23 protein-coding genes and 1 pseudogene are annotated in these 22,847 nt (G+C 37.9%); 16 read left to right on the top strand and 8 right to left on the bottom strand.

Features of this window, described 5'->3' with window-relative positions; translation table 11 throughout:
- Nucleotides 1-79 precede the first annotated feature (79 nt).
- The 8 genes from dusB (at nt 80) to slyD (ending at nt 6,104) form a co-directional block, all read left to right on the top strand.
- Nucleotides 80-1,078, top strand: coding sequence for a tRNA dihydrouridine synthase DusB (dusB, locus tag L4F93_RS02510; RefSeq protein WP_250350973.1), 999 nt, complete (start codon nt 80-82; stop codon nt 1,076-1,078).
- Nucleotides 1,059-1,358, top strand: a complete 300-nt coding sequence (fis, locus tag L4F93_RS02505) for a DNA-binding transcriptional regulator Fis (RefSeq protein WP_103855173.1) — start codon at nt 1,059-1,061, stop codon at nt 1,356-1,358. The genes dusB and fis overlap by 20 nt, the downstream gene beginning before the upstream one ends.
- Before the next feature lie 691 nt (nt 1,359-2,049).
- Nucleotides 2,050-2,265: an IS3 family transposase gene (locus tag L4F93_RS12435; protein WP_395896871.1), complete on the top strand. Its 216-nt coding sequence runs from the start codon at nt 2,050-2,052 to the stop codon at nt 2,263-2,265.
- The gene (gene trkA / locus L4F93_RS02500) at nt 2,201-3,577 is read left to right on the top strand and encodes a Trk system potassium transporter TrkA (RefSeq protein WP_250350972.1); all 1,377 of its coding nucleotides are present in this window, start codon (nt 2,201-2,203) and stop codon (nt 3,575-3,577) included. The genes L4F93_RS12435 and trkA overlap by 65 nt, the downstream gene beginning before the upstream one ends.
- Before the next feature lie 89 nt (nt 3,578-3,666).
- Nucleotides 3,667-4,068, top strand: coding sequence for a large-conductance mechanosensitive channel protein MscL (mscL, locus tag L4F93_RS02495; protein ID WP_250350971.1), 402 nt, complete (start codon nt 3,667-3,669; stop codon nt 4,066-4,068).
- A gap of 105 nt (nt 4,069-4,173) precedes the next feature.
- The gene (rraB, locus tag L4F93_RS02490) at nt 4,174-4,587 is read left to right on the top strand and encodes a ribonuclease E inhibitor RraB (RefSeq protein WP_250350970.1); all 414 of its coding nucleotides are present in this window, start codon (nt 4,174-4,176) and stop codon (nt 4,585-4,587) included.
- Nucleotides 4,588-4,736: 149 nt separating this feature from the next.
- Nucleotides 4,737-5,435, top strand: a complete 699-nt coding sequence (locus tag L4F93_RS02485) for an SIMPL domain-containing protein (RefSeq protein WP_250350969.1) — start codon at nt 4,737-4,739, stop codon at nt 5,433-5,435.
- Between the two features lie 60 nt (nt 5,436-5,495).
- A complete protein-coding gene (gene slyD, locus L4F93_RS02480; RefSeq protein WP_250350968.1) occupies nt 5,496-6,104 on the top strand; it encodes a peptidylprolyl isomerase in 609 nt (202 codons plus the stop codon).
- A gap of 265 nt (nt 6,105-6,369) precedes the next feature.
- Here the strand turns inward: slyD and L4F93_RS02475 are convergent, their stop codons facing one another.
- The 3 genes from L4F93_RS02475 to L4F93_RS02465 form a co-directional block, all read right to left on the bottom strand.
- Entirely contained in the window at nt 6,370-7,299 is a 930-nt protein-coding gene (locus L4F93_RS02475; RefSeq protein WP_250350967.1) for an IS256 family transposase, variant Zn-binding type, read from the bottom strand.
- 201 nt (nt 7,300-7,500) lie between these two features.
- Complete coding sequence (locus L4F93_RS02470) at nt 7,501-8,493, bottom strand: DUF4435 domain-containing protein (RefSeq protein ID WP_250350966.1); 993 nt, start codon at nt 8,491-8,493, stop codon at nt 7,501-7,503.
- On the bottom strand, nt 8,486-9,847 hold the full coding sequence (locus L4F93_RS02465) for an AAA family ATPase (RefSeq protein ID WP_250350965.1): 1,362 nt from the start codon (nt 9,845-9,847) through the stop codon (nt 8,486-8,488). Before L4F93_RS02465 ends, L4F93_RS02470 begins: the two co-directional genes overlap by 8 nt.
- 256 nt (nt 9,848-10,103) lie before the next feature.
- Between L4F93_RS02465 and pepE the strand changes: the two genes are divergently transcribed.
- From pepE to L4F93_RS02445, 4 genes and pseudogenes are all read left to right on the top strand, one after another.
- Nucleotides 10,104-10,823 carry a dipeptidase PepE gene (gene pepE / locus L4F93_RS02460; RefSeq protein ID WP_250350964.1) on the top strand — a complete coding sequence of 240 codons (720 nt, stop codon included), beginning with the start codon at nt 10,104-10,106 and terminating at the stop codon, nt 10,821-10,823.
- Nucleotides 10,824-10,833: 10 nt separating this feature from the next.
- Nucleotides 10,834-12,125: pseudogene (gene dcuC / locus L4F93_RS02455) on the top strand (C4-dicarboxylate transporter DcuC).
- A gap of 186 nt (nt 12,126-12,311) precedes the next feature.
- Nucleotides 12,312-13,643 carry a 30S ribosomal protein S12 methylthiotransferase RimO gene (gene rimO / locus L4F93_RS02450; RefSeq protein WP_250350963.1) on the top strand — a complete coding sequence of 444 codons (1,332 nt, stop codon included), beginning with the start codon at nt 12,312-12,314 and terminating at the stop codon, nt 13,641-13,643.
- 5 nt (nt 13,644-13,648) lie between these two features.
- Complete coding sequence (locus L4F93_RS02445; protein WP_250351605.1) at nt 13,649-14,119, top strand: low molecular weight protein-tyrosine-phosphatase; 471 nt, start codon at nt 13,649-13,651, stop codon at nt 14,117-14,119.
- A 56-nt stretch (nt 14,120-14,175) separates the two neighbouring features.
- Here the strand turns inward: L4F93_RS02445 and L4F93_RS02440 are convergent, their stop codons facing one another.
- The 5 genes from L4F93_RS02440 to dnaA form a co-directional block, all read right to left on the bottom strand.
- Nucleotides 14,176-15,480 (bottom strand): MFS transporter, encoded by a 1,305-nt coding sequence (locus tag L4F93_RS02440; RefSeq protein WP_250350962.1) that lies wholly within the window; start codon nt 15,478-15,480, stop codon nt 14,176-14,178.
- Between the two features lie 36 nt (nt 15,481-15,516).
- The gene (locus L4F93_RS02435) at nt 15,517-16,209 is read right to left on the bottom strand and encodes a 7-cyano-7-deazaguanine/7-aminomethyl-7-deazaguanine transporter (RefSeq protein WP_250350961.1); all 693 of its coding nucleotides are present in this window, start codon (nt 16,207-16,209) and stop codon (nt 15,517-15,519) included.
- Between the two features lie 303 nt (nt 16,210-16,512).
- The gene (gene recF / locus L4F93_RS02430) at nt 16,513-17,604 is read right to left on the bottom strand and encodes a DNA replication/repair protein RecF (protein WP_250350960.1); all 1,092 of its coding nucleotides are present in this window, start codon (nt 17,602-17,604) and stop codon (nt 16,513-16,515) included.
- A gap of 5 nt (nt 17,605-17,609) precedes the next feature.
- A complete protein-coding gene (dnaN, locus tag L4F93_RS02425; protein ID WP_250350959.1) occupies nt 17,610-18,710 on the bottom strand; it encodes a DNA polymerase III subunit beta in 1,101 nt (366 codons plus the stop codon).
- A gap of 10 nt (nt 18,711-18,720) precedes the next feature.
- Complete coding sequence (dnaA, locus tag L4F93_RS02420) at nt 18,721-20,079, bottom strand: chromosomal replication initiator protein DnaA (protein ID WP_250350958.1); 1,359 nt, start codon at nt 20,077-20,079, stop codon at nt 18,721-18,723.
- A gap of 355 nt (nt 20,080-20,434) precedes the next feature.
- On the opposite strand from dnaA, the gene rpmH reads away from it, so the two are divergent.
- The 4 genes from rpmH to yidC are packed head-to-tail and all read left to right on the top strand — an operon-like array spanning nt 20,435 to nt 22,780.
- A complete protein-coding gene (rpmH, locus tag L4F93_RS02415; protein WP_005539760.1) occupies nt 20,435-20,569 on the top strand; it encodes a 50S ribosomal protein L34 in 135 nt (44 codons plus the stop codon).
- A 14-nt stretch (nt 20,570-20,583) separates the two neighbouring features.
- Nucleotides 20,584-20,943, top strand: a complete 360-nt coding sequence (gene rnpA / locus L4F93_RS02410; protein ID WP_250350957.1) for a ribonuclease P protein component — start codon at nt 20,584-20,586, stop codon at nt 20,941-20,943.
- The gene (gene yidD, locus L4F93_RS02405; RefSeq protein WP_250350956.1) at nt 20,907-21,167 is read left to right on the top strand and encodes a membrane protein insertion efficiency factor YidD; all 261 of its coding nucleotides are present in this window, start codon (nt 20,907-20,909) and stop codon (nt 21,165-21,167) included. The genes rnpA and yidD overlap by 37 nt, the downstream gene beginning before the upstream one ends.
- Nucleotides 21,167-22,780 carry a membrane protein insertase YidC gene (yidC, locus tag L4F93_RS02400; protein WP_250350955.1) on the top strand — a complete coding sequence of 538 codons (1,614 nt, stop codon included), beginning with the start codon at nt 21,167-21,169 and terminating at the stop codon, nt 22,778-22,780. The genes yidD and yidC overlap by 1 nt, the downstream gene beginning before the upstream one ends.
- Nucleotides 22,781-22,847: the final 67 nt, after the last annotated feature.

The raw sequence follows: 22,847 nt of genomic DNA, 5'->3' as shown, positions 1-22,847 counted from the left end.
GTATCATAGCACGCCTTGCCCGTAGGGGCGGGCGATGAGTTGTATGTCAAAGGTAGTAATGTGTTAAAGGAAGGCAACAATGCGAATTGGTCATTATCAATTAAAAAACCGTATTTTGCTTGCACCGATGGCAGGTATTACTGACCAACCTTTTAGACGCCTTTGTGCGAATTATGGGGCAGGATTAACGTTTTCAGAAATGATGGCAAGTAATCCTCGTGTCTGGCATACAGAAAAATCGAAACAACGTCTTGCGTATCATCAAGATGTCGGCATCAACGCCGTGCAAATTGCGGGATCCGATCCGCAGGAAATGGCACAAGCTGCACAAGTGAATGTGGGCTATGGGGCAGAAATTATTGACATCAATATGGGCTGTCCAGCAAAGAAGGTGAATCGTAAATTGGCAGGTTCTGCGCTTTTGCAATATCCTGATTTAGTCCAACAGATTCTTGAAGCCGTGGTTCGTGCTGTGGATGTGCCTGTAACACTAAAAATTAGAACAGGCTGGGATCGACAAAATCGAAACTGTGTGGAAATCGCTAAAATTGCCGAACAAGCTGGCATTCAAGCACTGACTATTCACGGGCGTACGCGTGAATGTTTATTTGAGGGCGAAGCGGAATACGACAATATTAAAGCGGTGAAACAACAGGTTTCCATCCCCGTGATTGCCAATGGCGATATTACATCAGCACAAAAAGCCCAAGATGTACTCAATTACACAGGCGCTGATGCAATAATGATTGGGCGTGGTGCATTAGGTCAGCCTTGGCTATTTCAGTCTGTGGCAGATTTAATAGAAAACAGCTCAATAACTTCAGAACCAAGCTTAGAAGAAAAGTGCGGTGTTATTTTGCGACATATTCAGGCACTTCATCAGTTTTATGGTGAAGAAAAGGGGTATCGCATTGCACGCAAGCACGTAGCTTGGTATTTACAGGGAATTCAACCTAATTCCAGTTTTAGACAGACTTTTAATGCCATTACGAATGCAAAAGAGCAAATAACAGCATTGAAAGAATTTTTTAATTTGATTTTATTGGATAAGAACAACAATGTTAGAACAACAACGTAATCCAGCCGAAGCACTCACTGTTTCAGTATTAAACTCACAATCACAAGTAACAAATAAGCCACTTCGTGATTCTGTGAAACAAGCAATTAGAAATTATTTAGCACAATTAGATGGTCAAGATGTGGACGATCTTTATGAGTTAGTGTTGTCAGAGGTTGAACACCCTATGCTTGATATGATTATGCAATATACCCGTGGTAATCAAACTCGTGCCGCCACAATGTTAGGTATCAACCGTGGTACATTACGTAAAAAATTAAAAAAATACGGTATGGGCTGATAATTTCAGGTTTTAAATAAAATGACACTGATCTGCTCCCCAAAAGTTGGACCACATCCAATAATTAAGGAGCAGATTTTTTATGGCAAAACATTATTCAACAGCATTTGCATTACGCGCGATTTCGTTAGTCTCTGTTCAAGGTATGAATCTGAATCAGACGACAAACTATTACGGTCTCTCTTACTTTCGCTAAATTATGGTTTAGTTGTAACGCATTAGAAAAGTGATATTGATTGGCTTATTCGCTAGCCTAATCGGAGAAATAAGATGTGATTCCTCAAACCAAACCGCCTGTCAAAGCCGATAAAAAACCTTTTTTACAAGAGATTGAATACTCTTACCAGAAGAATATCTATTTAAAAAAGTTCTTTGAACTCAGAAGTATCAAGCTCAAGCGGAAAAATATACCATCGTTCGAGAACGAAGGAAGCAATCTCTCTTTTCCATATTACTGAAGATGACAAATCTGTCTCACCATACCTTTTAACTATTTGGGGTTTCGTATTGAAGATATTCAAGGAAGCGTTATAAATTCGTTTCTCTTGCACACTGATTCATAGCGACTAAGGTTGGCGCTATCAGGTGGCAGTGTGGCACGAAATACTCGTAGTGAAAAATACCTTAAAGTCAGTTCATAGCATAAGCCATAAGGGGAATTGGTATAATAAGATGGTAGAGAGTTTTTAGTATGGTGAAGTTCGAATGTTTTTACCTGAATTGCTTTGCCAATGTGTCAGAGATGGAGGTAGCGCTACACGAGTATATTCGCTATTATAACAAGCAATGGATTAAATCCGCATTAAATAACTTGAACTTAGTGCAATACAGAGATCACAACAATGAAAATCATTATTTTAGGCGCAGGGCAGGTAGGGACAACATTGGCAGCCAATTTGGTCAGTGAAGATAACGATATTACGCTTGTCGATAATGAAGCAGAACGTCTACTTGCGTTACAAGATAAGCACGACTTGCGTGTCGTGAATGGGATTGCCTCATCCCCGAGAGTCTTGCGTGAAGCAGGCGCAGCGGATGCAGATTTAGTCGTGGCAGTAACTAATTCAGACGAAACCAATATGATTGCGTGCCAAGTGGCTTATACTTTGTTTAATACACCAACGAAAATTGCACGTATTCGGAGTACAGACTATTTACGTGAAAAAAATAAATTATTTCAATCAGATGTTATCCCGATCGATCATATTATTTCTCCTGAAAAATTAGTGACTGATGAAATCGTTCGCTTGATTGACTATCCGGGGGCGCTACAAGTTTCTCATTTTGCCGAAGGGCGAATTAGTATCGTGGTGGTGAAAGCCTATTATGGGGGGCCATTGGTAGGATATGCCCTATCAATGTTAAAAGAGCATTTGCCACATATTGATTGCCGTGTCGTATCTATTTTGCGACAGGATAAAGTGATTCGCCCACAAGGCTCAACCATTATTGAAGCGGGGGATGAAGTAACGTTTATTTGCGATACGATTCATATTAAAGCCATTATGAGTGAATTACAGCGTCTAGAAAAACCTTATAAACGCATTATGATTATTGGTGGGGGGAATGTTGGAAGTGGTGTTGCAAAACGTTTGGAAGAACAATGTTCCGTTAAATTGATTGAACGTAATCCTGAGCGAGCTACTGCTTTAGCTGAGCGTTTATCAAAAACCTTGGTTTTTTGCGGTGATGCCTCAGATCAATCCTTGCTATTTGAAGAACATATTGAAAATATTGATGTTTTCCTTTCGCTCACCAGTGATGATGAGGCAAATATTATGGCAGCCTTACTTGCCAAGCGCTTGGGGGCGAAAAAGGCAATGGTGTTGATTCAGCGAATGGCATACATTAACTTATTGCAGGGAGGCACGTTAGATATTGTCGTTTCTCCTCAGCAAGCCACGATTTCTGCGCTGTTAGGGCATATTCGTAAAGGCGATGTGGGTAATGTTGTATCTTTGCGACACGGTATTGCCGAGGCTTTAGAAATTGTTGTTCATGGCGAAGCAAATTCTTCTCACATAATAGGACGAAAAATATCTGAAATTAAACTTCCTACAGGCGTGATTATTGGCGCAATATTACGTGGTGAAGATGTAATGGTTGCGAGAAAAGGATTAGTGATTGAAGAAAATGATCGCATTGTGGTATATGTGAGTGATAAAAAATATATTCCAGAGGTAGAAAAATTATTCCAACCTAGTGCATTTTTTATCTAAAAATGAAAAAAAGTGCTGTACTTATTGTTTTTAGTTCATATAATAGCCGCCGCTGATTAATCCTTTCAGTCTTTATTTAGGAGTATTTTATGAGTTTTATGAAAGAGTTCCGCGAATTTGCAATGCGTGGAAATGTGGTGGATATGGCAGTCGGTGTGGTTATCGGTGGCGCATTTGGTAAAATTGTAAGTTCATTTGTGGGCGATGTGATTATGCCAGTATTAGGCTTATTCACTGGTGGCGTAGATTTCAAAAATTTACACCTTGTACTAAAAGAAGCTGTGGGCGATGTGCCAGCAGTAACATTAAATTACGGTGCATTTATCCAAAATGTTGTTGATTTCGTTATTATTGCATTTGCCATTTTCTTGGTTATCAAAGGCATCAACAAAATGAAGAAACCAGTAGAAGAAGCGCCAGCAGCACCTGCTGAACCTTCAAATGAAGAAAAATTACTTACTCAAATTCGTGATTTATTAGAAAAAAAATAGTGTGATAAAAATCTTCCGAAAGTGGAAGATTTTTTTTATCTTAAATTTGGATAACGTAGTAAAATAAGGACATATATTTACCTTACATATAAAAGGAGAAATCCAATGACTACCATTCCGCATATTGAAGATGCGCAAACAGAAACGCGTGAAATTATTCAGAATTTACTCAATGACGGTAGCGATCCGGAAGCACTTTATATTATTGAGCATCATATTTCTCATAATAATTTTGAACAATTAGAAAAAATTGCTGTTGATGTATTTAAGGCTGGCTATGAAGTGTCTGATGCAGAAGAGTGGGAAGAGGAAGAAACTGGCAAGATCTTTTATTCCTTCGATGCTATTAGCGAAATTGAATTAAAGGCTGAATTAATTGATGCACAACAAAAAGAATTATTTCCACTTATCGCTAAATTCAATGGCATTTATGACGGCTGGGGAACATATTTTGAAGATCCTAATGCTGAAGACGATGAATATGGCGAAGATGGTGAATTTTTTGATGATGAAGAATAAGATTACGTAAAATTGTTAAAAATCACACCGCACTTTATTTTCAGCAAAATATAAGTGCGGTGCTTTTTTATAGATTTTTTTATCTTCGGAACTATTTTCATTTTTTTCTGTCGATATAGCAATAAATCAATTAATTTATAAGGAATTTTATGCGTTTAAAACAACTTACTTTTGCCTTAATGGCATTACCATTATCGTTATCTACCTATGCTGCAGAGAATACTCATAATATAGTGAGTTTTTCTGTTGATGTTGAAAAAGAACTTTCGCATGATTTACTCCAAGCCACCTTGTTTACCCAAGCGGAAAACAAAGATCTTGCGTTGGCGAATAAAGAAGTGAGCAATAAAATTAATCAAGCCTTTGAGATATTAAAATCCTATCCAGACGTTGAATTAAGTGATAATTCACGTAGTACACAAGTCCGTTATAACAGTGATGGCAAGCAAAATGGCTGGATTGCGCGCGCCCAGTTAGTGTTGCAAAGTAAAAATAATGAAGCCTTATCTAATGCAATGACGAAACTTAATGGTATTTTGGCAATTGAATATGTAAACTCTCAAGTGTCTTCTGCTGCAATTAATCGAGTTGAAGACGAAATGACAAAACAGGCGCTTGAACAATTAAACCGCAAGGCAAACTTAATTCAACAATCACTTGGTGCAAAAGGCTATAAAATTGTGGAATTAAATATCCGCACTCCAATGGAAAGCGGACGCTTTGTGGCTCGCCCTTATGCTATGGCGAAAATGGCAAGTTCAATGTCGAATGATGAGGTGCAATTAGGCAATGGCAAAGCTAACGTAAGAGCAAGCATTGAGGCAAAAATTCAGCTAGTTCAGGAATAATGACAGCCAGCCCCATTTCTTATACAATGAGGCAATTTTAACAAGCCAACGAGGTTATCAATGAAAGTTGCAAAAAATGTGGTGGTGAGCATTGCTTACCAAGTTCGTACTGAAGATGGAGTATTAGTTGATGAAGCTCCAGTCAATCAGCCTTTAGAATATTTACAAGGGCATAATAATTTAGTCATTGGCTTAGAGAAAGCCCTAGAAGGTAAATCTGTTGGTGATAAATTTGAAGTTCGCGTAAAACCAGAGGAAGGTTACGGGGAATATAATGAAAATCTTGTTCAACGTGTACCAAAAGATGTGTTTGTTGGTGTCGATGAGCTTGTCGCAGGAATGCGCTTTATCGCCGATACCGATGTAGGGCCATTACCTGTTGTGATCACGGAAGTGGGTGAAAATGATGTGGTTGTCGATGGTAATCATATGCTAGCAGGACAAGAATTATTATTTGATGTAGAAGTTGTTGCAACACGTGAAGCAACCTTAGAGGAAATCGCTCATGGTCATATCCATCAAGAGGGCGGTTGCTGTGGTGGACATGGTGATAGCGATGAAGAAGGACACGGCTGTGGTTGTGGCGGTCATCACCATCATCATAACCACGATCACCACCATCATCACGATGGTGAAGGTTGCTGCGGAAACGGTGGTTGCAAACACTAATTAAATTTTGTCAAAAAACGACCGCAGTTCAATCCACACCGCACTTAGTCGAAGATTAAATGGGTGTGGTATAGTAGAAATATATTATTAAAAGAGCCTAGGACCTGCAGTCTAAAGTTTCAGACTATGTGTTTTAAAGATGGAAAATGATGCTAAAAATACACGGATTGCTATGAATTTTTTCTTTCTGGGGGGGATCTTAGTCCAATTGGTATAATGTGGTGTAGTAGACAAAATGGTTGCTAATAATTATTTTCTAAGATTATTAGCAACTCTTTTTATTTAAAAAATCCTGTATAAACATAATGTTACGTTTTTTCGTTAATCCGTTGTGATTATTTAATTTCCGCTTCAGTTCGCTAAATAATCCTTCTATCCTATTTGTTGTTTTTTCTATATTTAATTCCGGATATTTCTCATAAGTAAATAAATACTTTTCATAATGTTTTAAACTCGCATAAGCTCCTCGAATATGTTGATGTTTATAAGGAAAATAACCTCGTTCATTTGCCTTTTCTGAACGCTCATTTAAAAATGCTTGATGTGCTAAATACCAATAATGTAATCGCCGATAAAATTCCGCTTTGTGACTACTCTTTAAGGTTTTCACTATCACTTTTAATGCTTTTCCTGCCTCGGATTGATGATTTTTCCTTAACTTTCTCATCACCATCGCTACCATATGAAATTGACACATCTGCGTTGGCGTATTGAGAAAATCTTTCAGTAACCCTCTTCGCCCATCACAGGTAATCACTTGAATTTTATTGCCTTTTGCTCTTAATTTATTCATTGCGATTTTGTAATAGTCGTCTTTTTCTGTTTTAACCATTTGATGGTACACCACTTTACCTGATAATGAGTCCATCAGCACTAACACACCAAAATCTCGCCCAAAGAATGTCACATCCATAATCAGATTTAACATAGTTTTTTCTGGCGTTTTTAGTTTGGCTTTAGGGACTTTATCAATATATCGATGAATCGTTCTTCCGGAACAATGATATTTTATAGCAAGGGCTTTATAAGTCTGTTTTCCCTTTGAATAATCTGACCAAACAGCGGCTAAATTTAATTTAGGTTGGAAGGTAAAAGTTTTATTACAGCTATTACATTTATAGCGTTGGATGGTATTTCTTATACCATGTTTCTTAATATTTTGATTTTGGCAGAAAGGGCAGGTTTTTTTATTCATTTTCAAAAAGTGGTTTAAAGCCTTTTACTATAAGGCTTCAACCACTTTTTTAGCAAGCATTTTGTCTACTATACCTATAATGTACAACTTAAAAGACAGAACTATCATTAGTTTACAGAAGTATGCCATTATTATGTTAGAACTATTCAACAGCATATTGATTTTCTTAATTCTACTTTAGTTCCCTCTTGGTTTTTTAAACTATACTTTAAATTCTTTTAGTCGTGAAATTAAATTTTTAGGTATTTCAATATATTGAGATTTCTTCAGTTTGTTTAATATTTCACCAAAATTAGCCTTATTTATCTCTTTTTTATAGAAGCACTCAGTTATATTGCCAACTTTACAGGAATCACATTGTTCAATAAGTCCCTTTCTACATTTTTCATGAACATTATCATCGTTAATTAGTTTTTGAATTAATTGTGAATATACATTTAACAGCCATTTACCTCTACAAATATGGATCAGAGTATCGAAATCCTGATTTAACCCCAATGCATGAGCATATGACAATAATGAATCTTGCTTTTGCTTTAGTATTTGCATTTTGGAGGCATTTTCAAGGTAATGACTAGGATCATCCTTCATACAATCAATAATATTTCTATAATTTCTATCTTTTTGTTTTTTTAAGTATTCAATACAAAGAAAAAATAATTTATCAACTAATTTTTCTGTAAGAGTATGAAATTCTTCATCAACCCAAGGGGTATTTAAAGATAGCTCTCCACATTTTAAATAAATTCCTAAGCATTCTCTAAAAGTTTCTTGGTTTACTAGGTAATTCTCGATAGAATATCTATCTAGCATGAATATAAATTCATTTTCAGAAAATTTGCTTGTTAAACCCCTATTGTCGTTATCTATAATGCCAAGCAGATATTTTTTTATAATCGTCATATCTGTCTCTTGTTGTATAATTAATTCTTTTTCAATTATTTTGAAAAACTCTATAACACCTTCGCAGCCAACTATTTTTTTATCGTCTCTAGTAATTAGTATATTTGAAGTTGTTTTAATATCAATATCAAAATCTAATTCACTTTTTTTTACAATCAGGCTATAAATTGGTACATCATCAATACCCTCAACGATCAAAATAGGTATTTTTGACATAACTGCTGTTGCATATATTTCTTGGGGGGTTGGTATCGGCTTTACTAGATTAGAGCTCATATTTATCTCAATCATAATTTATAATTTCTTTAAGAGAACTAGTAAAATCTGTAGCAATACTAGGACTGTGCGAAGCAACAATAATTTGAGTAGCAGGTAAAAGTTTAGTTAATAAGGAAAGCAAACTTCGTTTCCACCTAACATTTAAAGAAATTTCAGGCTCATCAATAATTAAAAAATTTTTGGATGTTCCTAATAGATTGACCATTGCAAGTAAAGTAAATATATGTTTTTCTCCACTTGATAATACTCCTAAGTCATACTCCTTATTTCTTATTTTTATGGAAATTTTATCAAAACTTAACTTTAACTCCTTCTCTCCAGATAAATGTTCATTGAAAATCTTAACAAATAAATTCATTGGAGAAAGTGATTTTTCTTCCTTTTTTAACTCATTAACCATATTATGAATTAGAGTTTGAATAATTCCATTATCTTGCATTCTTTCTTCATCATTTAGTAGACTAATTACTTTCCTCTTCAATGGATTGTCAGATATACTTGATAAGGCATCAATTATTCTTTCTTTATATTGAGTGTTGGATATTTCCTCTATATCATCAGAATATTTTTTGACTTCCTTTTTCTCTCCGTCAATTAAGGTTGATAATGTTTCAAAAAGTGCATTTTGAATTCGGATAGTGGTTTCGTTTTTAGCTAATCTGTATTTTTCTAACAGTAAGTTTTCAATTTGTCCTAATTCAATTTTAGGTAAATAGATATGGTTTCTCTCAAAATCAATTTCTGTAGATTTTCGATTTAATTTGGCTCTGCTATTTATGTATTGATTAAATTCTTCAGAAAAATTATCGATATTTATACTATTAAAAGCTTCTCTATAGCGTCTATGTCTTAGAATAAAATCTTTTAGATATAAACTATTAAATGATTTAGAATTTACCCAATTACTTCCCCTATCTATTCCGATGGATAAGGAGGTTGAATCTTGTAATTTAGATTCTGAAAACTCTTTCCAATCATAATCATTTAGTGAAGCAGACCGAGCTTCTGCATTGAGGAAATATTCAAATATATCCCTTATGTCTTTACTATCTTTTCTTTTTATATAACTGTCAAATATCATTTTTTCTTTATTTTTCAGCTCTTCCTCTTTATTGACTTTAGCTATACATATAGTTTTAGTTGAATTATTATGATGATAAGTTATTTCAACCTTTTCAATATTATTTTCTAGTAAAACCTTATCATCTCGCCTTAAAATAGCATTTAATAATTTTAAAAAAGTTGTTTTACCACAGCCATTATCACCGAAAATAATAGTCACATTACTATCTAATGAAAAGTTTAATGCGATATTCCTCGTGGAGTCTTGGAATCCATAAAATTTTATTTCTTTTAACTTCATCATAATTAACTCTTTCCTTTAATAAAGTATACATCTGATTTAATATTAATTTAAAATTCTCTCAATACAACTATATTCTACATATCGGTTAGAGAAAGTCTACATTTGAGGTTATTATATGGATTTTTTTGTGATACACATCAAGAAATTCACCTTTTTATTGTAAATCTCGTGCCTTTTTTATTATTCCTACGCATAATGTTCCTTGTAATCACTTAACCCTAACAGGTTATTCTTTCGCATTCACAAGGAGGCAAGAATGAAAAATATGCTTTTAATGAGCGGTTCCAAATACCAAAATACGGGTTATCTCGTGCATTGTATGCCGTGGCTGAAAACTTTTCTTTCTGAATACCGAGGAAAAACCATTGGATTTGTCCCTTATGCTGGTGTCAGCCGTAGCTATGATGAATATGAAAATGGAGTAAAACAAGCATTTGCTGAATTAGAGATGGATATTATTTCTGTTCATCGAGGAAAAACACACCTCGATATTATCGAACAAGCTGATGTGATCGCAATTGGTGGCGGTAACACGTTCTGCCTGCTTAATGGGTTGTATGAACATCATTTATTAGATGCCATTCGTCAAAAAGTACAACAAGGCACGCCTTATTTTGGTTGGAGCGCTGGTGCCAATGTGGCTGGTAAAAGTATTATGACAACCAATGATATGCCAATTCTTTATCCCCCTTCCTTTGATGCTTTAAATCTATTTCCTCACCAAATTAATCCACATTTTATTTCAGGTAAAATAGCAGGACATAATGGTGAAAGTCGTGAAGAGCGTTTAGCGGAGTTTTTAATGATTAATCCTGAATCACAGGTTTACGCATTACCTGAAGGCACGGCATTGCATATTCAGGGGCAACAAGCAAGTGTACTAGATATTAGCCAAGCACAGCAAAGTGCGGTGTTAAAATTGAGCAAAAATGGGGCTTGTCAGTCTTACCTCGCTGGATCGATTTTTAATTATTAAGGAGAATAATATGCTTGAACTTAAATCTTTCGTGGCAATTTTGGGCGTTGTTGTTGCAGTTTATTTATTGGTAAAAAAATATGAAACGCGTACCGTATTAATTGGTTTAGGCTTATTAATGTCTTTATTAACGCTCAACCCAATGGGGGCGTTCGATGCCTTTGCTAAATCAATGACCAGCAGTGGATTAATTATGGCAATCTGTTCCAGTATGGGCTTTGCTTATGTGATGAAATACACAAAATGTGATACACATCTTGTGCATTTAATGACTCGGCCCTTATCAGGACTAAGATTTTTCTTAATTCCTTTTGCCACAATGATTACTTTTTTTATTAATATTGCGATTCCTTCAGCAGCCGGTTGCGCTGCCGCCGTTGGCGCAACATTAATCCCGTGTTAAAAAGTGCAGGTGTGCGACCTGCTACGGCTGGGGCAGCCATTTTGGCTGGTACATTTGGTTCAATGATGAGTCCCGGCTCTTCTCATTCTGCAATGATTGCCGAAATGTCAAATTTAACGATTACGCAAGTCAATTTATCTCATGCACCTTATACGATTATCGCTGGTGCGATTGCAGCGGTTTCGCTAACTTTAGTCGCATTAATGCTAAAAGATTATGGCGAAGAACATCGCCAAGCCTATTTAGCAGAAGCTAAAGAATCTGAACAATCTTTCCAAAAATCAAACATTTTCTTTGCCATTGCACCTTTATTACCATTAGTGATTTTAGTAATTGGTGGAACCGCTTTACAAGAAATCCCGGCACTTGCTTGGACGAAAATGGGGGTACCGCAAGCAATGTTAATTGGGGCAATTTATGCCATTTTCGTTACACGTATTTCTCCGGCTAAAATTACAGAAGAATTTTTTAATGGAATGGGGAGCGCTTATGCAAATGTGTTAGGCATTATTATTTCAGCGAGTGTTTTTGTGGCAGGGCTAAAATCGACTGGTGCCATTGACAGCGCCATTGAATTTCTTAAGCATTCAAACGAATTTGTCCGTTGGGGAGCAACGATTGGTCCATTCTTAATGGGCTTGCTCACAGGTTCTGGCGATGCGGCAGCAATCGCTTTTAACACAGCAGTAACACCACACGCAGTCGAATTAGGCTACACACACTTAAACCTTGGTATGGCAGCCGCTATTGCAGGGGCTATTGGACGTACTGCCTCGCCAATCGCAGGTGTAACGATTGTTTGTGCAGGATTAGCGATGGTTAGCCCAGTGGATATTGTTAAACGTACAGGTTTAGGAATGGTGCTTGCTGTACTATTCTTGGCATTATTTATGCTTTAATTTTTTCACGGTGGGAAAATTTAACATATTCCCACCGCACTTTATTATTCCTTCTGTCTAAAAAAGCCATCTGACTTTCTTCGCATAAAGTGCGGTGCTTTTTTCTGTAAATTTCCCCTCACTTATCGCCTTTTGCATACGAATTTTGTACAATGCACCGTTTTGAGTGATTATTGAGATTATTTTATGAGTTCAGCATCAAATATTGGTTTTATTAGTTTAGGTTGTCCTAAAAATTTAGTGGATTCAGAACGTATTTTGACGGAGCTGCGTTCTGATGGGTATAACATTATCCCAAGTTATGAAAATGCCGATTTAGTGATCGTCAACACTTGTGGCTTTATTGATAGCGCAGTGCAAGAGTCGTTAGAAGCCATTGGTGAAGCGTTAGAAGAAAATGGTAAAGTGATTGTTACAGGCTGTTTGGGGGCAAAAGAAGATCGTATCCGTGAAGTACATCCAAAGGTATTAGAAGTAACTGGCCCACATAGTTACGAAGCGGTGATGACACAAGTGCATAAATATGTACCAAAACCCGCACACAACCCTTATATCAGTCTTGTGCCAGCGCAAGGGGTAAAATTAACCCCAAAACATTATGCCTATTTGAAAATTTCAGAAGGCTGCGATCATCGTTGTACTTTCTGTATTATTCCTTCAATGCGCGGTGATTTAGATAGCCGTCCGATTACGCAAGTCTTAGATGAAGCCAAACGCCTTGCTGATGCTGGGGTGAAAGAGCTACTTATCGTGTCGCAAGATACTTCAGCGTATGCCTTAGATCAAGGTAAAGAAAATCAAAATAAAACGGTTTTCTGGAACGGTAAGCCAATCAAAAATAATCTGATCAGCCTGTGCGAGCAGTTGGCGACCTTAGGTATTTGGGTGCGTTTGCACTATGTATATCCTTACCCGCACGTGGATAATTTAATTCCACTTATGGCGCAAGGCAAAATCTTGCCTTATTTAGATATTCCATTACAACACGCAAGCCCAAAAATTTTGAAAGCAATGAAGCGTCCGGGGTCTATTGATCGCACGTTAGAACGTATAAAAAAATGGCGTGAAATTTGCCCTGAATTAACCTTACGTTCCACTTTTATTGTTGGCTTCCCGGGTGAAACGGAGGAAGATTTTCAACAACTATTAGATTTCTTACAGGAAGCCCAGCTTGATCGAGTTGGCTGTTTCAAATTTAGCCCTGTTGAAGGTGCGCCAGCCACAGATATGCCAGATCAAGTACCAGAAGACGTGAAAGAAGCGCGTTTCCACCGTTTTATGCAAGTGCAACAAGCTATTTCAGCACAACGCTTACAGCAAAAAATTGGCAAAACCCTGCCTGTTATTGTGGACGAAATAGATGAAGAAGGGATTATCGGACGCTCAATGGCGGATGCCCCAGAAATTGATGGCGTGGTGTATGTAGATAACTTATCTCACCAAGCTGTGAGCGTAGGACAAGTGATTAACGTAACGATCACACAAGCCGATGAATATGATTTATGGGGAACCTGCTAATGGCAGTGCCAGTGAACGTGTTATTTGTCTGTTTAGGGAACATTTGCCGTTCCCCAATGGCGGAATATCTTTTCCGTGAAAAAGTGAAACAAGCAGGCTTAGCCAATAAAATGATGAGTGATAGTGCTGGCACATCTGGCTGGCACGATGGCGAGGATATGCATTGCGGCACAGCTGAAACCCTTGAATTACATCATATTGATAATAAAGGTTTTACTAGCCGAAAAGTGCGGTTAAAAGATTGGCAAGATTTTGATTATATTATTGCTATGGATAACCAAAATTTAGCCGATTTAGAAAAATTATTTGGACATCACCCTGAAAAATTATTTCAAATCACTCAGCTTTGTCCTGATTTAGGTATCGATCATATCCCTGATCCTTGGTATACCAAGAATTTTACCCAAACTTACGAATTATTAGATCAATGTTGTGATGCCTTGTTAGCACACATTCGTAAAGAAAAATCTTGTTAAAAACTACCGCACTTTTGTTGATAAAAGCTGATAGGTTATGGCTATCAGCTTTTTTGCTATAACTTGCTTATTGTATTATTCTGCTTCAGCAAGAGTAAAGCAAAGGTTGAGATTAATAGCACGAATGCTGTGCCGATATAAAGATTTTGTTTTTCCCATCCGTTATCTAATAAAATACCTGCGATTATTGGAGCAAGGATTGCGCCAATGCGTCCTATGCCGATTGACCAGCCAGCACCTGTACTTCGTATATCACTAGGGTAAATACTCGGATTTAGGGTATAAAGCCCACTGATACAGCCGTTAATTAATGCCCCTACCATTATCCCAAGTACCATTGCAAGCCATAGAATAGTTGAAGAAAGAATAAAAGCAATGACGGCAATTGCTGCAATAATCGTAAATAAAATCAAGACATTGCGTGCAGACCAGTAGCTTGCCAATAAGCCATAGAATAATGCTCCGCAAGTACCGCCTAAAGAAATCATCATACCAATGGTAACACTTTGCTCTGTGGTCATTCCTGCGTCTTTTAACAGGGCGGGCGTCCAAGAGCTGATGAAATAAAAACTAAACATTATTGTGAAGAAAGCCAACCAAATAGCTAAAGTTGAACTACGATATTGTGGATTAAAGAGCTGGGTAATTGGCGCAGTTTTAGCTTTGTGTTCTGTGAGTTCTGGTAAGATAAACGAAGCAATACCGATTTTTTTGAGAATTCTATTTAATCGAGCTTGCGCATTGTTTGGTTGTTTATTAACTAAATAATCAATGGATTCTGGCAACCACAATATTAAGCAGAGCAAACATAGCCCTGTTAAAATTGCACCAGCAAGGAAAACGGAGCGCCAGCCATGTTCTGCTTGTAACGCGACGGCAAAAAGCCCACCTAAAATCGCACCAATACCAAATCCGGCGGCATAAATGCTGATAGCAAGGCTACGCCATTTTTTTGAGGAATATTCACTCGTTAGCACGTTGGTGCCAACTAAAATCCCGCCAACGCCTAAGCCCGTTACGATTCGCCAAATTCCAAGAGTAGAGGAATCTATGGCAAAAAATGATCCTAACATTCCCGCAGCAGAAAGGGATACACTGATTAATAATAATGGACGGCGCCCAATTTTATCTGCAAGGGGAGCAAGGAAGAGTGATCCGGCTGCCATCCCGAATAATCCTGCACTGAGTAGCGAGCCAAGTTCTGCGCCAGTTAAACCAAATTCGTGACGGATACCCGTGGCAGTAAAGGCGAGTGCAAGGACATCAAAACCATCTAAAAGATTCATTATGGTTGCCATAACGACAACCGCCCATTGGTAAGGCGTCATAGGATGTTGGTCGATAAGCTGTCGTATATTCATTGTGTTTCCTTATGATATGTTGATGAATAAATCCTTTTATTCTCTTGTGAGTTGTTGAAGCTTACGCAAAATAATATTCAGTGCGACGCCATAGGCAGGAACAAATAGCACGATGCCGACAAAAAGTTTGAAAAGATAATCTACAAAACCAAGTTCAAACCAATGTTCCGCCATAAAAGGATCACTGCTTGCGAAAAATGCGACGGAAAAGAATAAGAAGGTATCTGCCATTGAGCCGAAAATCATTGAGCTACTCGGCGCAATCCACCAGGTTTTTAACTGGCGTAATCGATTAAATACAAGTACATCAAGTAATTGACCGAAAACATAGGCGACAAAACTGGCAATGGCAATGCGAAAAACGAATAAGTTGAAATCAAATAAGGCTTCGATCCCTTGATATTGCGTGTCCAAAAAGAGCGTGGAAATCACATAACTGATAATTAATGCGGGAAACATCACGGCAAAGATGATCCATCTTGCGGCGGTTGCCCCAAAAATTCGCACAGTTAGATCCGTTGCAAGGAAAATAAATGGGAAAGTAAGCGTTCCCCAAGTGCTGTGGAACGAGAAATCTGCTAGTCCGAGTAGATGAAATGGCAAGTGTATCTCAAACGGGATTTGTACTAAATAGTTACTTGCGGCAATAATAAAAATGTGGAAAAAACTTAAAATAATTAATGCGTTACGTTTTTGGTGAACATTAAAGATCGGAGAAGTTACTTTCATCTTTTATACCTTTTTGTTGAAAATATTGGGGTGAGGGAACCCAAATTAAGTGAAAAAATCGTGTAATCCTTGAACCGCTGATGATCGACATACAGGTTACTCAAAGGATCGCTGATAATACGTATTTTTGTTGATATTTCAAGGAATATTTCGATTTATTTTGAGGAATAAGTGTAGAAAATTCTCTATTATAAAGTGCGGTGCTTTTTTGTTGATTTTTGTTTTGAGGGAATGGGGAATGATTTGTGTATATCCGCCATTTGCAGAGAGAACATAAGAGGTTTCTTGTTTTAGCAGGAGAGGTTAGGAAGAGCAAAACGCGTTTTCACTGAGTTTACCGTTATTGACACTAAAAGTACGGTGTTTTTCTGGTTGCATTTCTTTTAGTTGGTTGTGTGTAATGGCGGTAACAAACACTTGTGAGCCGCTTTGTTGTAGGCGTTCAGCTAATAATGCACGTTTTGTTTGATCTAATTCAGAAGCGAAATCATCAATTAAAAAAATACAATGGCGATTTTTTTGTTGCATCAAATGTTCACCTTGAGCTAGGCGCAAGGCACACATTAATAATTTTAATTGTCCACGAGAAAGCACATCTTCTACCGGCAATCCATTCGCCTTAAAGCGAAAATCGGCCTTTTGCGGGCCAGATACGGTGTAACCAATGGCACGATCCCGTTCAAAATTTTGACATAACAATTCGGCGTAATCGCTGTTTTTATCCCAGCCTTGATGAAAACTGACACTGATTTCTAATTCAGGCAGAAATAGCTGACAGGTGCGTTCAATTTCAGGGCGTAAGGCTTCGGCATAATCGGCACGCCATTGGCTGACTTGGTTAGCAAGATTGACCAGCGCTTTATCCCAAATCTGAATATGTTCATAGTGCAAGGCTTGTTGTAAAGCCGCATTGCGTTGCTTCAATAAGCGGTTAAGTTGGCTCCAAACAGGGTGAAAATCATTATGATGATGGAATAGTCCCCAATCTAAAAAAGCACGGCGATAGCTTGGCCCACCGTTGAGCAAGGTCAATCCTTCTGGGGTAATCATTTGCATTGGTAATAAATGGGCAAGATCGGCAATTTTTTTTGCTTCTTCACCGTTAATTTTTACCTGTGTGTTGCCTTGGCGGTGTTTTTGCAACCCCACTGACCACTGATGTTGTTGTTCTTGAATTTTGCCATAAAGGGTGAAGTGAGGCTGTTCGTAAGAAATAATGCGATTTGCTACCGCACTTTTAAAAGAACGTCCGTGAGCAAGATAAAAAATGGCTTCAAGTAGGCTGGTTTTACCGCTGCCGTTATTGCCCACTAAAAAGTTAAAGCCGTGGTCAAATTCTAGATCCACGGCGTTTAAATTACGAAAATTTTCAACCGTTAAGCGTGAAATTGCCATATCAATTATAAACGCATTGGCATAATCACATATTCTGCGCTATTGTCATCCACATCTTCAATTAAGCAGCTTGAAGAAGCATCTGTCAATCGCATACGCACTTGTTTGCATTTGAGGGCATTGAGTACATCAAGCAAATAGCTGACATTAAAGCCGACTTCCATTTCTTCGCCGTTGTAGTCGATGTCAATGATTTCTTCGGCTTGCTCTTGCTCCGTATTTGTCGCGGTGATTGTGAGCTGGTTTTCTGCAAGCTGTAAACGTACTGTTCTTACTTTATCATTGGATAAAATCGCGGCACGGGCAAAGGCTTGTTTTAAACTTTCCCATTCGCCTGTCATAATACGTTGCGCATTGCGTGGTAATACGCGACGATAATCTGGGAAACGTCCATCAATTAATTTAGAGGTAAAAATAATGTGTCCTAAATCAATGCGTAAATTATTTGTACCAATTTGTACACGAGCTGGCTGATCATTACTTTCTAATAAACGGGCTAATTCTAGCACGCCTTTACGTGGCACAATGACAGAATGAAGCTGTAAATCTTGTTCTAGGGGAATTGTACAAACCGCAAGGCGATGTCCATCTGTTGCAACAGTACGCAATAAGTTACCTTCGGTTTCAAATTTCATTCCATTTAAGAAATAACGCGCATCTTGGTTTGCCATAGAAAATTGAGTGGCGTCAATGAGGCGACGTAAGGTGGCTTGTGTGGTGGTAAAATCTACCTCCGCTTGCCAATCAGCTAAATTTGGATATTCCTCAGCAGGAAGGGTTGTTAGATTAAATTTACTTCTACCGCAATGCACTAAGGCACGTTCTTCTTCAAAACTTACCGTAATATCTGATCCATCAGGAAAACTACGGCAAATATCAAGGAATTTTTTAGCGGGTATGGTAAAATGCCCATCTTGTTCAGCACTATTTAACTGTGCTTGGGTGGAAAGTTCCACTTCTAAATCTGTTCCTGTAATGGTTAAAGATTGCTCTCTAATTTGTAATAATACGTTATTTAATACGGGGATATTTGGGCGACTGCTTAATACACCACAAACTTGTTGTAAAGGCTTTAATAAATTTTCTCTTGATACGGTAAATTGCATAGTTTCGTCCTTAAGCTGATAAGGTTCGGATTAAATTAGACCAGTCTTCCTGAATATTATTATCTTGTTCACGTAATTTGGCAATCGTACGGCAGGCATGCAATACGGTAGTATGATCACGATCCCCAAACCCTCTACCAATTTCAGGCAAACTTCGGTTAGTCAATTCTTTGGCCAATGCCATTGCTAATTGACGTGGGCGTGCTACAGACCGAGAGCGATTTTTTGATTTAAGATCGGCTACTTTAATACGATAATATTCCGCCACAACTTTTTGAATATTTTCTACTGTTACGAGCTTATCTTGCAAAGCAAGCATATCTTTCAGGGTCTCACGCACAAAATCAATGGTAATCGGTTTGCCCGTAAATTCTGCATTAGCGTGAACACGGTTGAGCGCGCCTTCTAATTCACGCACGTTCGTGCGTAATTTTTCGCCGATAAATAACGCCACTTCTTCGGGTAAGCGCATATTTTTTTCTTCTGCTTTTTTCAATAAAATGGCGACACGAGTTTCAAGTTCTGGGGGTTCAATGGCTACGCTTAATCCCCAACCAAAACGAGATTTTAAGCGATCTTCAATTTTCTCTATCTCTTTTGGATAGCGGTCAGAGGTTAAAATAATTTGCCGACTACTTTCAAATAACGAGTTAAAAATATGGAAAAATTCTTCTTGCGTACCGTCTTTGCCCGCAAAGAATTGAATATCATCAATCAGCAAGGCATCTAAAGTGCGGTAGAATTTTTTGAAGTTTTCCATTTTGTCTTCTTGCAGCGCCCGGACATATTCTTGCATAAAGCGTTCTGCGTGGATATAAATTACGCGTGCTTCTGGTTTTGTGGTTAAAATGCCATTACCTACGGCGTGTAATAAGTGGGTTTTACCAAGCCCGGTACCTCCGTAAAGAAACAGGGGATTGGCGCTTTGTTCCCCCGGATTAATTGCCACTTTTTGTGCCACTGCGCGGGCAAGTTGGTTTGATTTCCCTTCGACAAAATTTTCAAAAATATGCTTAGTATTTAAGTTAGAACGATAATTGGCCTTTTGTTCATTCGATGGTGTGGGTGTAGTGTTTGGTGCGATAACAGGCGCAGATGTGCTTCGCGTCGCAGGTTTTGAGCCTTCCTGCACTTTTACACTAAAATCTGCATTGCCAGAAAATTGTTGGGCTAAGCGGCTAATTAGTTCAAGATAATGGGTCTCCACCCAGTTTTTAACAAAAACATTGGAAGCATATAACACCATATTGTTTTCACCTACAATATCAGCTTGCAATGGACGTAACCAAGTGCTGAAATCCGTTGGTGAAACTTGATCTTGTAATTGTGAAAGGCAATCCTGCCAAAGCGATGCGAGCGTGGTTTTCATTGTTATTATGTCTTGGTTTATCTGTTAAACATCTGAATAGTCCGCTGAAAAGTGCGGTGAGAATTTGGCTAATTCTACAATAAAGTTGAGAAAAGATCTTTATAAAAGGATCAAAAAAATCGAAAAAGGCTGCTTGAGATTTCTGCCAAAAAAAGTATAATTCTCCCCGCTTTTATGCTTTCAAATAAGAAAAATACAGATTATGTTATGATTTTTCTTATTCTTATTTGACGAACGGTTCATTTGTGATTACAATTCCGTTCCTTATTTTAGTAACCCTTGTTTCAATTCGTTTTTGGCTATCTAAATGTCAAAGGCAATAATTAAACAATGTTGATTTAGGTAGATTATAATTATGAAACGTACATTTCAACCATCTGTATTAAAACGTAGTCGTACTCACGGTTTCCGTGCGCGTATGGCAACTAAAAACGGCCGTCAAGTTTTAGCTCGTCGTCGTGCTAAAGGTCGTAAGAGTTTATCTGCATAATCCAGCCTTTTGCTGTGATTAAGCTAAACTTTTCTAGGGAGTTACGTCTGCTAACTCCCGCTCAATTCAAATACGTTTTCCAAGATCCACAACGTGCCAGTTCAGCGCAAATTACCATACTTGCTCGCATTAATCAGGAAAATCACCCCCGTCTTGGGCTTGCTGTTGCTAAGAAGCATTTAAAACGCGCCCACGATCGTAATCGCATTAAACGTCTATGCCGTGAACGCTTTCGCTTATTGCAACACCAACTGCCAAATTATGATTTTGTGATTGTTGTTAAACAAGGCATTGGTCAGTTAGATAATCAACAACTATTCAATTTATTGGATAAATTATGGCAACGCCACATTCGCTTGGCTCAAAAATCTTAATTGCGCTTATTCGCTTTTATCAGCTCGTTATTAGTCCTTTAATTGGCCCACGTTGCCGATTCACGCCAACTTGTTCTTGCTACGGCATTGAAGCATTAAAAACGCACGGTGCGTTAAAAGGTGGTTGGCTTACGTTAAAACGTATATTAAAATGTCATCCTTTACACGCTGGTGGATACGATCCTGTTCCGCCGAAGATCAATAACAACAAAGAGAACAAATAATGGATTCAAGACGTAGCCTGTTAGTGCTAGCACTACTCTTTATTTCTTTTCTTGTTTATCAGCAATGGCAAGTGGATTACCATTCACCAAAGCCTGTTGCCACTGAACAAGCGCAAACTTCTAATTCTCAAGGCGAATTAACCGCAAATTCAGACCTTGCTAACCTTGCTCAAGGTAAAGTGATTACCTTAGAAAATGATGTATTCCGTTTAAAAGTGAATACATTAGGTGGGGACGTAGTGCGTTCTGAATTATTAAAATATGATGCAGAATTAGATTCCCATACACCATTTGTTTTATTGAACGATACACCAGAGCATATTTATATTGCGCAAAGTGGTTTAGTTGGCAAAAACGGGATTGACACCAAAGCAGGCCGTGCAAATTACCAAGTAGAAGGGGATACTTTCAAACTGGCTGATGGACAAAATGAGCTTGTTGTACCATTAGTATTTGAAAAAGATGGCGTAACGTACCGCAAAATTTTCGTCTTAAAACGTGGCGAATATGATGTGGCAGTGAACTTTGAAATAGCCAACCAAAGCGGTCAAGCCATTGAAGTCGAGCCTTATGCAAAATTAACCCATACTTTGGTAGAAAGCTCAGGCAGTATGGCGATGCCAACTTATACTGGTGGCGCGTATTCTTCTTCTGAAACGAATTATAAAAAATACAGCTTCCAAGATATGGAAGAAAAAGATCTTTCTATCCAAACCAAAGCAGGTTGGGTAGCAGTATTGCAGCATTATTTCGTGTCTGCGTGGATTCCAAATCAAGACAGCACACATCTTTTATATACTTCTACGGACAAAGCGCGTAATTTAGGGGCAATTGGTTATCGTGGGCCAGTGGTGGATATTCCAGCAGGTGCAACAGAAACCATCACCAGCAAATTATGGACAGGGCCGAAATTACAAAATGAAATGGCAGAAGTGGCAAACCACTTAGATTTAACCGTGGATTACGGTTGGGCGTGGTTTATTGCGAAACCGTTATTCTGGCTACTTACCCACATTCACGATTTAGTGAAAAACTGGGGGCTTGCGATTATTGGTGTAACCCTTGTGGTGAAAGGCTTGCTTTACCCACTAACAAAAGCACAATATACCTCAATGGCGAAAATGCGTATGCTGCAACCGAAAATCCAAGAAATGCGTGAGCGTTATGGTGAAGATCGTCAGCGTATGAGCCAAGAAATGATGAAATTGTATAAAGAAGAAAAAGTGAATCCACTAGGTGGCTGTTTACCAATTCTCTTACAAATGCCAATTTTCATCGCCTTATATTGGACATTTATGGAAGCCGTTGAACTACGCCACGCGCCATTCTTCGGTTGGATTCAAGATTTATCGGCACAAGATCCGTATTTCATCTTGCCAATTTTAATGGGCGGATCAATGTTCTTATTACAAAAAATGTCGCCAACACCAGTTGCTGATCCAATGCAACAAAAAATTATGACATTTATGCCGTTGATCTTTATGGTATTCTTCCTATTCTTCCCAGCAGGTTTGGTACTCTACTGGTTAGTTTCCAACCTTATCACCATTGCTCAACAACAATGGATTTACCGTGGGTTAGAGAAAAAAGGATTACATTCCCGTAAAAAATAAAATGGGATAAAGCAATAAAAGGTATCTCAGGATACCTTTTATTTTATGAATTCAAATTAGCATTCAA

This window comes from Avibacterium sp. 20-132 (assembly GCF_023611925.1).
GTDB lineage: Bacteria > Pseudomonadota > Gammaproteobacteria > Enterobacterales > Pasteurellaceae > Avibacterium.
Note: the sequence above shows the minus strand (reverse complement) of the source record. Positions and strands in the feature narration are given on the sequence as shown.

Bases quoted from the DNA above. Each gene is read 5' to 3' on its own strand.
- L4F93_RS02475 (WP_250350967.1), bottom strand. From the start codon at position 7,299: ATGAATAAAAAAACCTGCCCTTTCTGCCAAAATCAAAATATTAAGAAA.
- yidD (WP_250350956.1), top strand. From the start codon at position 20,907: ATGGCAACGCCACATTCGCTTGGCTCAAAAATCTTAATTGCGCTTATT.
- trkA (WP_250350972.1), top strand. From the start codon at position 2,201: ATGAAAATCATTATTTTAGGCGCAGGGCAGGTAGGGACAACATTGGCA.
- L4F93_RS02440 (WP_250350962.1), bottom strand. From the start codon at position 15,480: ATGAATATACGACAGCTTATCGACCAACATCCTATGACGCCTTACCAA.
- rpmH (WP_005539760.1), top strand. From the start codon at position 20,435: ATGAAACGTACATTTCAACCATCTGTATTAAAACGTAGTCGTACTCAC.
- L4F93_RS02470 (WP_250350966.1), bottom strand. From the start codon at position 8,493: ATGATTGAGATAAATATGAGCTCTAATCTAGTAAAGCCGATACCAACC.
- L4F93_RS02485 (WP_250350969.1), top strand. From the start codon at position 4,737: ATGCGTTTAAAACAACTTACTTTTGCCTTAATGGCATTACCATTATCG.
- rraB (WP_250350970.1), top strand. From the start codon at position 4,174: ATGACTACCATTCCGCATATTGAAGATGCGCAAACAGAAACGCGTGAA.
- L4F93_RS02435 (WP_250350961.1), bottom strand. From the start codon at position 16,209: ATGAAAGTAACTTCTCCGATCTTTAATGTTCACCAAAAACGTAACGCA.
- recF (WP_250350960.1), bottom strand. From the start codon at position 17,604: ATGGCAATTTCACGCTTAACGGTTGAAAATTTTCGTAATTTAAACGCC.
- dusB (WP_250350973.1), top strand. From the start codon at position 80: ATGCGAATTGGTCATTATCAATTAAAAAACCGTATTTTGCTTGCACCG.
- L4F93_RS12435 (WP_395896871.1), top strand. From the start codon at position 2,050: ATGGTGAAGTTCGAATGTTTTTACCTGAATTGCTTTGCCAATGTGTCA.
- pepE (WP_250350964.1), top strand. From the start codon at position 10,104: ATGAAAAATATGCTTTTAATGAGCGGTTCCAAATACCAAAATACGGGT.
- L4F93_RS02465 (WP_250350965.1), bottom strand. From the start codon at position 9,847: ATGATGAAGTTAAAAGAAATAAAATTTTATGGATTCCAAGACTCCACG.
- mscL (WP_250350971.1), top strand. From the start codon at position 3,667: ATGAGTTTTATGAAAGAGTTCCGCGAATTTGCAATGCGTGGAAATGTG.
- dnaA (WP_250350958.1), bottom strand. From the start codon at position 20,079: ATGAAAACCACGCTCGCATCGCTTTGGCAGGATTGCCTTTCACAATTA.
- yidC (WP_250350955.1), top strand. From the start codon at position 21,167: ATGGATTCAAGACGTAGCCTGTTAGTGCTAGCACTACTCTTTATTTCT.
- rimO (WP_250350963.1), top strand. From the start codon at position 12,312: ATGAGTTCAGCATCAAATATTGGTTTTATTAGTTTAGGTTGTCCTAAA.
- dnaN (WP_250350959.1), bottom strand. From the start codon at position 18,710: ATGCAATTTACCGTATCAAGAGAAAATTTATTAAAGCCTTTACAACAA.
- fis (WP_103855173.1), top strand. From the start codon at position 1,059: ATGTTAGAACAACAACGTAATCCAGCCGAAGCACTCACTGTTTCAGTA.
- slyD (WP_250350968.1), top strand. From the start codon at position 5,496: ATGAAAGTTGCAAAAAATGTGGTGGTGAGCATTGCTTACCAAGTTCGT.